Raw genomic sequence first — 13,672 nt, 5'->3', positions numbered from 1 at the left:
ATTTTAGCCCCCAAATCCTCCCTTTGAACCGCTTCCAATTCCACCTTTAAATTCCGCAGACGATTGATAAGATTTAAACGCCGATGAATTTTTGAAAGTGGATTTATTTTGATAGTATCTTCCACCATAGAAGTAATGCCCACGATATCCTGAACTACTATCATCACACTGCCATACCCCAAGTTCATCATCCCAATCCCAATCTGAACAACTATTATCATTCGGTTTTGGGGGAAGATCTTGCGCGCAGCCAAATAAAGTGCCAGTCATTAAAGACGTTACGACACCACCTACTAGCCATTTCGTTTTTGTCACCTTCGCACTCCCCTTTTTAAATTCTATTCCTATTATATAGGATAGCATGATAAAGTAGAAGAAAAAGGAAGAAGAGGGATAAAATGCGCTTAGAATATCGACTTAATGATGAAACGAAAGAGTATCCTGCTTTATGGAACTACGCAAATATTTCTAATTCTGAAATCATCGCACGCATGACTTGTGAATATTTTATAAAAGATAAAAATACATATGTTGTTACTGCAACTTCTGTAGATCCAGACGGAACAGCAGTTATATATATTCAAAAAGAAGAGTTTGCAAATGACCCTTCAGACCCGACATACTCCCACATCGGTTTTGAAGTTAGAGAACTAAGTGAAACGAGTTCAAGCATAATAGATAGTAAAGATGTATGGAACTATGAAGAGATTTTGCCATCTCTTCATTCAGATATTATCTATATTCAGCGCGACGGCATGTATATGGAGTTTACTTTAGATTCAAGAGAAATTGATGAAGACAGAAAGTGCTATATTTATTATGGAAACTTTACAGGTGAATCGAGATAACATGAATATATGTATGCAACAAAAAAACCTTACGTATAAAACGTAAGGTTTTTATTTAGCCCCACATATGCCGTTCTCTCTAGATGTCCATAAACCTGCTCTCACAGGTGGATGCTCTCACAAATGTTTGTAACTTCCTTCTTAAAAAGATGGCATGTTAGCTACATTTAAATATCGAACTTCCATATTAAACTTATTGGTTTAAGACATGCATAAGCTACGTACACCGTAGGAATTTTATATAATGTTAGTTGAAATAAGACCCCCGCACGTGCCGCTCCTCGTAAATGTCCAAAAACCCGCTACTCGCAGGTGGATGCCCTCACAGTTACCGTACATCTTCCTCCACAAGGAAGGCTTGATGATGGTCGCTAAATATTGAGCTTCCGTATAACTAACATCGGTTTTAGACATAAATAAGTTACGTACACCGCAGGATGTATTATTTACTTGTCGTTATATTATCACATTGTTTCCAATGTGTAAAATACAAAGTTTTTCGAGCAATCTCTTGCTTGTGTCCTTATTTTAATACAAATTATTTTTGCATGCAAGTGATTAATCTTCTTCTTTTGCAATTTGATTTTCTGGATAAGAAATCCAATCACTCCAGCTACCTGCATACAATTTAACATTTTGAAATCCAGCTAATTTTAATGCAAGGATATTTGGACATGCCGTAACACCAGAACCACAATATACAATTGTTTCCTTATCTTTAGAAAGATTTCGGAATCGTTCTTGTTGCTGAGCTTCATTCTTAAATTGTCCTGATTGTGCAATTCCATCCTTCCAAAAATAGTTTACGGCTGTCGGAATATGTCCTGCTTTTGGATCAACAAGTTCCTCTACACCAGCATAACGTTTTGGCTCTCTAGAATCAATTAACGTAACATCTGCACCTGCATGAATATTCTCTCTAACCGTTTCCATCGTTACAAGCATATGATCTTGTATATTGGCTTTGAATGTTTTTCGTATAGCAACAGGAATTTCCGTTGTTATCGGTAGTCCCTTCTCTTCCCAAGCTGGAAATCCGCCATCTAATATATATACTTTCTCATGTCCTACATAGTTTAATAACCACCATACACGAGAAGCATTTGCACCCGCTTGACTGTCATATGCAACTACTGTCGTATGTTCATCAATACCAGCTCGCGAAAGCTTGTCTGCAAACTCCTCAATGTTTGGCAACGGATGACGACCACCATGTTCTGTTATTGGACTTGATAAATCTAAATTTAAATCTAAATATAACGCATGAGGAATATGTTCTTCCTCATACTTTTCTCTACCCCAATTAGGATTCGCTAAATCAAAACGACAATCGATTATACGGACATTCTCATCTTCTATATGCTCACGTAACCATTCGACTGTAACTATCATCTTTAACGACCTTCTTTCTCTTGCAAACGACTTACATACTCCATAACCATTTCTTCTGTAACATATTTACGCTGTAGTGTAACACCATTTTTTGCAAGATCATTAATTTGCTTTGTTACAACATTAATGACATCAACCGAAAATTCTTTCCCATTTGACGCAAGAGATACGGCTGCTTCAATAGCTGCTTCACGCTGCGCATCTAATTGTAAACATGCTTTTACACTTTCATTTTGTTTACGAGAATGTGCTGTAATTGCTTTATGTACTTCCATCTTCTCTTCCCCCTAAATAAGTTATACGTTCTAATTCAATTCCATTGCAAGTCGAATCATATCTCGGCATACAATCCCATTTTCAATAATCTCTTCTTCATAATGCTTCGAAAAGTAATCAAAATCAATAGAAAAAATACGAAATCCACATTTTTGATAGAAAGCAAGTTGTGAAACACTAGAATTGCCTGTACCAACTTCAAGTTGTAACATACCATGTTCCTTAGCTGTTTCTACCGCATGCTCTAATAATTTCTTTCCAATACCTTTTCCTTGCATATGCTCTACAACCGCAATATTCATAATTTCCATCGTCTTCGGTCTTGTTTCCAAAAGAACAAATACACCGATAACACTCTCCTCTTGCTTAGCTACATATGTTAACCCTCTTTGTACATATGTATCAATTTGCTGGTCGCTTGGATCAGCAAGCAATAATAAAGGCTTCGGTATTGCTTCTTTCGAAATATACTCTATTACTACACCCATAAAAATTCCCCCTTCTCTATTGTTCTAAACCCTCCTTGTCTACCATAAGTAATAGAAAGGAGGGATTCATCATGGACAACAATGAGAAAAAATGCAACGTCATCTCTATTGATGGAAAGAAGAAGAAAAGCGACACGTATTCCTATCCAAAATTAGTAGTAGAAAACAAAACATATGAATTTTCTTCATTCGTCTTATGCGGTGAAACACCAGACGGCAGACGACTCGTTCTTACTCATATGATTTCTACCGATGAATTTGCTGGGTTTGTCAAATCTTTAGATACGGTACTACAAAAGAAAATTGAACGAATCTTTTTCTCATAACGACTATATCACATAAATTTCTTTTTCAATCTCTACTAACTGCTTTTGCAATTGTTCTTTACTTTGTTCATATAGTGATACATCAATTGTTTCAGCCAATGCAAATAATACACTTTCATAATAGTTCATCACATCTTGCTGCATCACTTTTTGGAATAGGTTCCATTTCAAATCCCACTCTTGCTTATAATGATGAACAAATAAATCTTTTTCATCAGCTACATAGTTTGATACAAATGGTTCTAATACAGCTTTAGCCTCTTCTTGCATGAAAGCTTTATCATTTTTTTCAAAAAAGCTTTTTTCATTTTTAAAATGTGCCAGTGCTTTTTTGAAATCTTTTATTTCAACTGAAGGGAACGGTTCTTTATGTGTAATATCTTTATATTCATAATCCACTGTTCCACTCATAGAAATTGATTCATTTTCTACTTTACAGTTCACCACAATTTCATTCTTTGCACGCTTCATCGCTTCATCTATCCATTTTTCAAGGCGTAACGACGTCGCACGCATTTCTTGTAATAAATCATGCTGAATAAATGCTACTAATTCCATAACGCACTGCTGCAACTGCACTTTCACATTTCCATCCGTTCGAAGCGATGCTGGATTAATAAATTCAGTAAACACATCGTTATAGCGTAGGAATAGACGTTGGTGTACATAATAAAGCAATTCTTTCACTTCATTTTGCATCGCCTGTTCTTCAGCAAGCACACTATATGATGAAATAATATGAAGTAGTTGATCACGCTCTGCTTCATATTTTTTCGTTTGCTTCTCTTTCTCTTCATTCCCCTGCTTTGCACCATTTATCATATTTACTAAAAGCTGATCTGCTCCCTGCAACGCACCATATAAAGCATGAACAGATACGAGCATTAAATCTCTCATCATAAAGGATGTAAATGATTCCTCAAACTTAGCAATCCCAGAGTTTTGTAAAATACCGTACTTCTCTTTTTCAATATTCTTTCCTTGTTTCTCTTCAAGCGCACATAAACTTGAAATTGCAAATAAACGCGGATTTCTAATACCGTATTGCAGTAGCTGGTCTGCGATATAACCTTTTACCATTTCAAGCTCATCTTCAGACGCTGCTAAATCGGCCGCATTAATTAAGAAGAACATTTTATCAAGAGCAAAAGTATCCTTTACACGACCAAGCTGAATTAAAAATTCACGGTCAGCACGAGAGAACACATGGTTATAATACGTTACAAATAAAATAGCATCTGCGTTTTTAATATACTGGAATGCAACGTCTGTATGGCGGGCGTTAATAGAATCTGCTCCAGGTGTGTCTACAAGCGCTACTCCTTGCCTTGTTAAAGCACAATCATAATAAAGCTCCATATACTCAACAAAACACGATTTTTCTTCATTCGCTACATAATCAGAAAACTCTTCTAATGTAACTTGTACTTGCTTCCCTAAATATGCAGAAACCGTATCATACCCTTTTTGTACCGCTCGTAAAAAGCTAAATGTTGTTTTTTGCTTCCCAGTTGGTGAAGGATATTTCATAACTTTATCAATTTGTGCTAACGCTTCATCTAACGTCGTAATCTCATAATGAAACAGCTTGTAAACAGCTTTCATATCCTCTAATAGAGCTTGCTTTGATTTAAATTGAACCATTACTGTTCCATGTGGTTTTTCCTCTGTAACAGGCAAAATTTGATTAATCGTTGCCGTCGTCGGATTTGGTGATACTGGAAGTACCTTCTCACCAAGCAATGCATTGGCAAATGATGATTTCCCAGCACTAAAAGCTCCGAATAACGCTACTGTAAATTGTTTCGTTTCCACACGACGCCTTTTCTCTATTACCTCTTGCTGTACATGTTTCAGTGTAGACAATGGTTCTAATATCGTTTCAGCTTTCTTCACTTTCTCTAATATACGCTGAATATTTAAAGCTGCCGTTCCTTTTATCTCTTCTTCATGAGCTACTACGTTATCATTTACAATTTCCTGCTCTTGTAATGTGAATTTCTCACTAACAATTTGTTTTTCACTTTGCAATATGTCCTCTACTTGCAACCCTTCTGGCGTAGCAACACGCTCGTGCCAAATATTTTGCAAATAACTTTCATATGTCTCCAAATTGTTACTGTATTGTAATTTCGTTTCTTTTGCCGTTTGCAACATCGTATATGTTTCAATCTCTTCTTCAATACGAGCAACTGCTTCCTTCACCTTTTGCTTTAAAACGACCGCACTTTTATCAAAAATTTGCTGTGCTTTTATAAAATAACGCTTCTTTAGTTCATTCGCTACATCCGCTGTATAAAGAAGTAAGTAATCACCAGTGAAACCTGCGCCTTGTTTAATTACTTCAGCCAACATTTCTGGTCCGAAAGCAATTTCTAAAGCATATATGTCTTTCCCAATTTCCTCTGTGAACAATCCTTCTTCTTTTAAGAAGACAACAATAAATTCTTTCACATGAAAATCAAGTTGCGTTTCAACAGTCTTTTGTAAAGCAGAATAAAAAGCATCAACACGTCTCTGTTTTTCTTGCTCCGTCTTTCCTTTCGCAAATAGCAAACCGACCTTAAATTTTGTTAATTTCGTTTCTAAATACGCATTTGCCAATTCTCTCATTTCAAATGGCATTAAATACGCGTTATCTAATATAGCTTGTAAGCCTTTTATAAATTCATTTCTCACATGAGATTCTTTACCGGCCTCACGATTTTTATTTTCCGTTAGCTCTTCTTTTTTTTCAACTACTTCTGCAATGGAAAGTGGTGATGCCAACTCTTCCTCATATTTCAAAAGAGCTTTTTCATTTTCAGAAAGAATAAACGAGAAATGTTCCCCCATTAAATATTCTGTTTCTCTTTCCATTCCATCTCTTACATACTGCTCTTTTTCTTTCATAATAGAAGTAATTAATGTTTCTAAGCTTTCAATTTCATTATGTGGATGGTTCATCATTCGTAACGACGTATAATAAACGCCATCTACTTCAATATCCCAGTTAGAGAACGATTGTTGTACACTATCTTTATAATCCTCAAACGATAATTCATTTTCTTTATGTTTATCTATTTGATTTACAACGAGATAAACCGTTTTATTACGTTGTTTCAATTCTTTAACGAATTGCAAATTCACTTCCGATTGGACGTGATTGTAATCCATCATATAAAAAATCACATCTGCTAGATGCAGCGTTGATTCTGTCGCTAGTTGATGGGCATCATCTGTTGAATCAATCCCTGGTGTATCAACTAACATAACACCCTCAGGAATTGGCGCATCATTCCGATAAATATGAACACCAATTACCTCATCGCCATCTTTACAAATTTGCTTTAATTCTTCTGCTGAATATGCACCGTCATATTCGTACTGCTCTCCAGATTTAACTGTTACAACAACACGATCCATTCCTTTTTCAATTTTAACGACGTTAGCGCTTGTCGGAATTGGACTTGTTGGTAACAACTGCGCTTTATATAGATGATTCATCATCGTTGATTTTCCTGCAGAGAAGTGACCGCAGAACGCTATCATAAGCTGCTCTCGTTTATATTTTTGAATCACTTCAAACAACTTTAAGCTATTTTCTGCATCGCCGTGTTTTTGCCACTCTTCATAAAAACAAACAAGTTTTTTCATACCGTTTGTCTGTACTATGTTTGTCATCCCCTTGTTCCCCTTTATCCAAGATGTATATACTTTTCCCCGCTATTTGCGAGCTCATAATCAGTGAGAGATACACCTACCCATTGATTACAGTTTCACTTTACTATCATACTAAATTTTCAGCATATTCTCATTAAAAATAAAAAATCCCTTTCATTCTTTTTACAAATGAAAGGGATTTTATGTCATATTACTCATTTTGCTGTTCCTACTCCATTTAAAACATACTTTGCAATAACTGCATATACAGCAACTGTACCTGCTACTAATGCATATACCATACTCATGCACCAACCTTTTTGATAATGATTATCACTTTTGAATACATTTTATCATTAAAGAGAATCATTATCAACACTTTTCATAAAGAAAGCCCCTTATAAGAAGGAGCTTCACTGCCTGTTTTGAAGAAGGTTAAAACTTGTTGTGCATTCTTATTATATCTCATCTTACATAACTTAATAGTTAAAAAAAATGGAAATCCACCCTATCCCCCCCATCTTACATTTTGTATAATAAAAGGGAATTACTTAACAAGGAGGAAAATAATGACACAAAATATTTCACAAGGCGAGAGGATACACTCCATCGATATTATTAGAGGGATAGCAGTACTAGGTATTTTTCTTGTTAACTGGCCTGTTATCGCCGGGATTGACTCACGTGATCTTTCAGGAGTTTATGAGGGGCTAGATAGCTATATCCGTCTATTTTACGATATGTTTATTCAAACAAAGTTTTATACTATCTTTTCATTTTTATTCGGCCTAGGCTTTTACATTTTTATGACTCGTGCTGAAGCGAAAACAGATCGTCCAAAAACTTTATTTGTTCGTCGCTTACTTATTTTATTATTATTTGGTTTCTTACATTACGTTCTTTTATGGGACGGAGACATTTTACATAGTTATGCAATCGCTGGATTTTTCTTATTTTTATTTTATAAGAGAGAACCTCGTACCATTTTAATATGGGCCATCGTTTTATTAAGTATTTTTCAATTTCTTATGCTAATTGCTAGTATTGGTATTGCCTTTATGCCAAAGGAGGAACTTGGATTATCCTTACCAATCATGCCACTTGAAGACTGGGTGTCACAAATACAAAATCGTTTCTATGCATTTTATGCCGATGGAATAGGGCTAAATATTTCGATGCTCCCAGAAACACTCGGATTATTTCTACTCGGTTTATACGCTGGTAAAAAAGACATTTTCCGTCGTACGAAAGAGTTAGATCCGAAACTAAAAAAATGGCAAATTATTATGTTCGTTTTAACATTACCGTTTTGGTTCTTTATGGTTCGTTATTTCTTATCAACATCGTCATATGAACCACTTTATATGCAAGGTCTTGCAATGTTTAGCGGGAAAACATTATTCATATTCTACATTTTCACGCTCATGCGTTTATTACAAAAAGAAAGATGGCAAACATTATTACGTCCATTCCAGTACGTTGGTCGAATGGCGTTAACAAATTACATCTCGCATACAATTGTTACATTACTTGTATTCGGACTACTGTTTAAAAATTATTATCCTGCTCCATTATGGGTAGGACCACTATTCTGCATCGGTTTCTACACGTTACAAATCTTTATTAGCCGCTGGTGGCTGTCACGTTATCAATACGGGCCACTTGAATATATATGGCGCCTTGGTACGTATGGAAAAATGATGCCACTTAAAAAGAAAAGCAAGGTCTCGTAACGAGACCTTGCTTTTTTATGCTTCTCTTACCGCACTTTGTATCGAGTGTTCTAGTTGCAACATTTGAAGTAGCACTAACTAAACTGTTTTATTTGATGTAAGAGGGCAAAATGTAACTGTGGAAATATTAAAAGAGACTAGAGAAGAAATAACATGATAGATTATTACAAATTAAAAAAGAACTTTATTCAAGTTCTTTTAATCTACGATACAGGGCGGCTTAACTCAAACCTGTAATTTGGCATATCTCTTCAATGGAAATCCTCTCTTTTCTTTTAATCCATTAAAGCGTGTAGCTATAGGCATACCGTCAACATTTTAACGAAAATATATGCTAAGCAAGATTTGACATGAGAGAACATCACTTTAAATTCTATTCCTACAAGAAATCACAATGTGCGATCCAATCATTTGTTTTACTATTTTTAGCAAAATAAATTCCGCCGTCATGAATAATCTTTAAATGTGCTTTTGGATCGTCTGTTATTTGAAAAATAAATTTATAATCCGCGGGCCATTGGATACCTGATTGGGCAAAGCAAGCATAGCCTCCTAATTTGTGTATGTAATGATTTTCTTCAAAAATGTCCTCGTAGTAGTCAATCTCAATTGTATTTTCAAGTTCAATAATTTTATCTTGCACGTTGTGGGGGAAATCTTCCGTATCCCATTGTGGAAACTCATCAGCTACTAACTTTGGTATTAAGGGGAATGGTTTTAGACTTGGAAACGTAAGTGACATTTCATTCGGTACTAGTTCTTCTAAAGAATCATATTCCCTAACACAAAAATTCCCTGATAAGTTGGACAAATCTTTAACAAAGTTTGGAGAAAGAAATACTGCGATTGCTTTCATATCTTTTACTGCTTCTGGAACAAAAGGTATTTGAGTTAAATTAAGCATCATGATCGCATACATTTTATCTTGATAGCGATCGATTGGGTAAGTTTCATTTGGTAATGAATAGGGAATCTTTCCAATCCAACTTTCATTTATAGATAAATCAGGTCTTTTTCCGCCTGTTTGAAAGATAGTTGCTCTTTTTCTTAAGATATTCTTTATTTGATCTATTTCCAAAATATTTCTCCTCCTAAATATATATTTTTGTTTCTCTTTATTTTAACGAGTAATTATATTGTAACAATAATGTATGTTATTTTATAATGATTCTTTTGAAAAGTATTGTTAAGCAGCAATTTCACTTCTCTTCTTATGGTTTTACTGTCGATCTAAAACAAATTTGTACTGTTTATAAAAAATCGTACCGTTTTGAGTAAAGTTTAACCCTTTGTAAAAAAGTTGCACCATTTTTCATCATCGGGTAAAACTCCTGAAGTAATGAAGCTTTAGAATTAAAAGGAAATCTAGAAATTGAGACATTATAAATTTATTAAACTAGCTCAATAATAAAAACGATGAGTTCAATTTGACTGGTGTTTTAAAAATAACCACAAATTAAAAACCTATCTCAAATGAGATAGGCTTAATTACATACAATTCATATCGTATCCTAATTGCTTTTTACGCTTCTCTTACCGCACTTTGTATCGGAACTGGTTCATCCTTTACTTTCACTTTACGCTGCGGCACCATATTAAATACGATATTTAAAAGGACTGCTGACGCACTTCCAAGTACGATTCCGTTATCTGTTAAAATACGAATACTTTCTGGAAGTTGTGAGAATAATGTAGGAACGACTGTAACTCCAAGTCCGATTCCGACAGAGCATGCAACAATTAATAAGTTTTCTTGTTTTCCAAAATCAACACTGCTTAACATTTTAATACCATAAGCCATAACCATACCGAACATCGCTAGCATTGCACCGCCAAGTACTGATTTCGGAATGATTGTTGTAATAGCTGCGATTTTAGGAATGAATCCAAGAACGATTAACATACCACCACAAGTATAAATAATAACGCGATTTCTTACTCCAGTTAATTGAACAAGTCCTACGTTTTGAGAGTATGTTGTATATGGAAATGCGTTAAAAATACCACCTAACACCATCGCTAATCCTTCTGCGCGATAGCCTTTTGTTAATTCTTTTTCACCGATCTTTTTATTGCAAATATCAGATAACGCAAAGTATACACCCGTTGCTTCTACAATCCCTACGCAAGCAACAAGAACCATCGTAATAATTGGTGTTAATTCAAATGTTGGTGTACCGAAGTAAAATGGTTGAATACCATGGAACCAATCCGCTTCTCCAACCGCTTGCAAGCTTACTTTCCCCATAAATGCTGCAACGATTGTACCGAACAATAGACCTAGTAAAATAGAGATTGAACGAATAAATCCGTCAAAGAAACGATACATAATGATGATAAATAGTAACACACCAAATGCTAATGCTAAATTTTCAAGACTACCGAAATCCTTACTTCCTACTCCACCAGCCATATCATTAATAGCGGCAGGAACAAGTGTAACTCCAATTACTGTAACGACAGATCCTGTTACAACAGGTGGAAACAGCTTTACAAGCTTTCCAAATAATTTCGCAAAAATAACAACGAATAACCCCGCAGCAATAATTGCCCCATAAATAGAAGACACGCCGTATTGTTTCCCGATTGCAATCATCGGCCCAACTGCTGTAAATGTACAACCAAGTACAACTGGAAGTCCAATACCGAAAAAGCGATTTGATAATGCTTGTAAAATTGTCGCAACGCCGCACATTAATAAATCAATTGAGACTAAATACGTTAACTCTTTTTGATTTAAACCAAGTCCACCGCCCACAATAAGCGGAACGATAATTGCACCAGCATACATAGCAAGCATATGCTGCATACCAAGCGATGCAATTTTAAATGGATGTTGCTTCATCGTTTACTTCACCTCCGCAGTTTCTTGCTGTACAAATGTAACTGTGCCGTTATCAAGTGATGCAATTTCTGCTAGTGATTCAACACGAACGCCTTGTTCACGAAGCTTCTTTCCTCCATCTTGAAATGCTTTTTCAATAACAATACCAATTCCTGCAATGCTTGCTCCAGCTTGCTCGACTAAACTCATTAAACCTAAAGCAACCTGACCGTTTGCTAAAAAGTCATCGATAATTAAAACGCGATCACTTTCATCGATATGATTTCGAGATAATGAAATTTCATTCGTTTCTTGTTTTGTAAATGAATATACGTTTGCAACGTACATATTATCTTGTAACGTTAACGATTTACGTTTTCTTGCAAAGATTACTTTTACACCAAGCTCTAATGCAGCCATAACTGCTGGTGCAATGCCTGAAGATTCAATCGTCACGATTTTTGTAATGTTCTCTTCTTTAAAACGTTTAGCAAATTCTTTTCCGATTTCTTGCATAAGTACTGGATCAATTTGATGATTTAAAAAAGCATCTACCTTTAATACGTCACCAGATAAAACCTTTCCTTCGTTCAAAATCTTTTCTTGTAATACTTTCATGTTTGTTCCCCCTCTTATGCAATAAAAAAACTCCAAAAGCCGCCATCACTCGTTACAAGTGAGAGACGCGCTTTTGGAGTTTCGCAAAAAAAGAATGCTAAACAAGCAAATATATTCGTCCTCACTCATAGTCAAAGTATTTACGGTACTTCGGTAGAAACTTGCAGGCCATATCCCCGCGATTATATGAGTGTAGCTAACTATTTATTTTATAGATGGATTATAACGCATTTTTTATACTTTGAAAAGCATTTATTAACAAAACACGTACAAATTTTATAAAATTATCATTTTCGTTCGAGTTTTGTAAACTCTTTCATTCCCAATTATAACTTCGTTAAAATGATTGGTCCATCTTTTGTAATCGCAATTGTATGCTCATATTGAGCTGATAATTTCCCGTCCATCGTTCTCGCGGTCCATCCATTTAAATCTACTTTCGAATATCGCATACCTACATTGACAATCGGCTCAATCGTAATTACCATTCCTTCTTGTAACTCAGGCCCTTGTCCTTGCTTCCCAAAATGAAAAATTGCTGGTTCTTCATGAATCTCTTTACCGATTCCATGTCCCGTAAAGTCTCTTGCAACAGAAAAACCTTCATTTGCTACATAACTTTCAATTGCATAGCCAACATCTCCTACATGATTACCGATTATCGCCTGATCAATCCCTTTATACAAAGCATTCTCAGCTACTAACAACAACTTTTCTGCTTCATCAGAAACTTTTCCAATTCTATACGACCAAGCAGAATCCGAAAGACCACCATTTAAGTTTACTACCATGTCAATTGTTACAATATCACCCTCAGTTAAAGGAATATCGGCCGGAAACCCATGACACATTTCATCGTTTACAGATGCACATATCGCATATGGATACCCGTTGTAACCTTTCTGCTCAGATGTTGCACCATGCTGTTCTAAATATGCTTCAACAAACGTATTAATTTCTTTTGTCGTAATACCCGGTTTCATTATTTTCGCAATTTCTCTATGACATGAAGCAAGTAATTTTCCAGATTCATGCATTAAATCTATTTCATTTTTCGTTTTAATTGTAACCATTCTTACCTCTACCTTCCTTGCTAGACCTACTATTTGCTACTAAATTTCAATCATACACATACTCTTCCAATACTTTCAATTATAAAAGTAAACATCATTTTTTCTATTTCCGAATGTAATTTTTATTTCATTCGTTTTTTAATATTACATCTAGTATTTTTGGTTGATGTTTACTTATAAACAAAGTATATTGTTACTATACTATTAAAAGGAGGATTGTTAAAGATGATGCATGCAGGAAGACTACGTCAGCAAACTTTGAACAATAAGTAACTTAATATGTTCAAAGGCTCTGTTTTCATAAAGCAGAGTAAACAGGATTAGTCTGCACATTTTTAATAATCTTCAACGGAAGAGTACACTTTCCATATGGAGAAAGGCAGATATGTATCTGTCTTTTTTTCGTATATTTTTCATACAAAGAGAGACGTTTATTCATTATATCCTCGTTT

Annotated in this window: 12 protein-coding genes, 2 other RNA genes and 1 riboswitch; of the genes, 3 read left to right on the top strand and 11 right to left on the bottom strand. The window is 35.1% G+C overall.

What is annotated here, in order from left to right; translation table 11 throughout:
* Positions 1-3: 3 nt before the first annotated feature.
* On the bottom strand, positions 4-315 hold the full coding sequence (locus ACYVEC_RS10175) for a hypothetical protein (protein WP_000169030.1): 312 nt from the start codon (positions 313-315) through the stop codon (positions 4-6).
* An 83-nt stretch (positions 316-398) separates the two neighbouring features.
* Here ACYVEC_RS10175 and ACYVEC_RS10170 point away from each other — a divergent pair, with 83 nt between their 5' ends.
* The gene (locus ACYVEC_RS10170) at positions 399-848 is read left to right on the top strand and encodes a hypothetical protein (RefSeq protein WP_063224114.1); all 450 of its coding nucleotides are present in this window, start codon (positions 399-401) and stop codon (positions 846-848) included.
* Positions 849-902: 54 nt separating this feature from the next.
* On the opposite strand, the gene ssrS (ACYVEC_RS10165) is transcribed toward ACYVEC_RS10170, so the two are convergent.
* The 5 genes from ssrS (ACYVEC_RS10165) to ACYVEC_RS10145 all read right to left on the bottom strand — a co-directional run bounded on the left by ssrS (ACYVEC_RS10165) (position 903) and on the right by ACYVEC_RS10145 (position 3,004).
* A non-coding RNA gene (gene ssrS, locus ACYVEC_RS10165) (6S RNA) lies at positions 903-1,086 on the bottom strand.
* Positions 1,087-1,107: 21 nt separating this feature from the next.
* A non-coding RNA gene (gene ssrS / locus ACYVEC_RS10160) (6S RNA) lies at positions 1,108-1,290 on the bottom strand.
* A gap of 116 nt (positions 1,291-1,406) precedes the next feature.
* Positions 1,407-2,240, bottom strand: a complete 834-nt coding sequence (locus tag ACYVEC_RS10155) for a sulfurtransferase (protein ID WP_063224115.1) — start codon at positions 2,238-2,240, stop codon at positions 1,407-1,409.
* A 2-nt stretch (positions 2,241-2,242) separates the two neighbouring features.
* Positions 2,243-2,515: a YpbS family protein gene (locus tag ACYVEC_RS10150; protein WP_000451820.1), complete on the bottom strand. Its 273-nt coding sequence runs from the start codon at positions 2,513-2,515 to the stop codon at positions 2,243-2,245.
* Between the two features lie 30 nt (positions 2,516-2,545).
* Entirely contained in the window at positions 2,546-3,004 is a 459-nt protein-coding gene (locus tag ACYVEC_RS10145; RefSeq protein ID WP_063224116.1) for a GNAT family N-acetyltransferase, read from the bottom strand.
* A 71-nt stretch (positions 3,005-3,075) separates the two neighbouring features.
* Here ACYVEC_RS10145 and ACYVEC_RS10140 point away from each other — a divergent pair, with 71 nt between their 5' ends.
* Positions 3,076-3,330: a DUF3931 domain-containing protein gene (locus ACYVEC_RS10140; protein WP_000369740.1), complete on the top strand. Its 255-nt coding sequence runs from the start codon at positions 3,076-3,078 to the stop codon at positions 3,328-3,330.
* 3 nt (positions 3,331-3,333) lie between these two features.
* Here the strand turns inward: ACYVEC_RS10140 and ACYVEC_RS10135 are convergent, their stop codons facing one another.
* On the bottom strand, positions 3,334-6,993 hold the full coding sequence (locus ACYVEC_RS10135; RefSeq protein ID WP_098555654.1) for a dynamin family protein: 3,660 nt from the start codon (positions 6,991-6,993) through the stop codon (positions 3,334-3,336).
* Positions 6,994-7,541: 548 nt separating this feature from the next.
* On the opposite strand from ACYVEC_RS10135, the gene ACYVEC_RS10130 reads away from it, so the two are divergent.
* The gene (locus tag ACYVEC_RS10130) at positions 7,542-8,705 is read left to right on the top strand and encodes a DUF418 domain-containing protein (RefSeq protein ID WP_098555653.1); all 1,164 of its coding nucleotides are present in this window, start codon (positions 7,542-7,544) and stop codon (positions 8,703-8,705) included.
* Positions 8,706-9,084: 379 nt separating this feature from the next.
* On the opposite strand, the gene ACYVEC_RS10125 is transcribed toward ACYVEC_RS10130, so the two are convergent.
* The 4 genes from ACYVEC_RS10125 to ACYVEC_RS10110 form a co-directional block, all read right to left on the bottom strand.
* Positions 9,085-9,783, bottom strand: a complete 699-nt coding sequence (locus ACYVEC_RS10125) for a DUF1963 domain-containing protein (RefSeq protein ID WP_275719607.1) — start codon at positions 9,781-9,783, stop codon at positions 9,085-9,087.
* A gap of 444 nt (positions 9,784-10,227) precedes the next feature.
* Entirely contained in the window at positions 10,228-11,550 is a 1,323-nt protein-coding gene (pbuX, locus tag ACYVEC_RS10120; RefSeq protein WP_063224120.1) for a xanthine permease PbuX, read from the bottom strand.
* A 3-nt stretch (positions 11,551-11,553) separates the two neighbouring features.
* Complete coding sequence (locus ACYVEC_RS10115) at positions 11,554-12,147, bottom strand: xanthine phosphoribosyltransferase (RefSeq protein WP_460506280.1); 594 nt, start codon at positions 12,145-12,147, stop codon at positions 11,554-11,556.
* 108 nt (positions 12,148-12,255) lie between these two features.
* Positions 12,256-12,357: riboswitch (purine riboswitch) on the bottom strand.
* A 116-nt stretch (positions 12,358-12,473) separates the two neighbouring features.
* Entirely contained in the window at positions 12,474-13,220 is a 747-nt protein-coding gene (locus ACYVEC_RS10110; protein ID WP_063224121.1) for a type I methionyl aminopeptidase, read from the bottom strand.
* Positions 13,221-13,672 lie beyond the last annotated feature (452 nt).

The sequence above is a fragment of the Bacillus sp. MN7755 genome, assembly GCF_054771475.1.
This window is presented reverse-complemented; position numbering and strand designations above follow the sequence as displayed.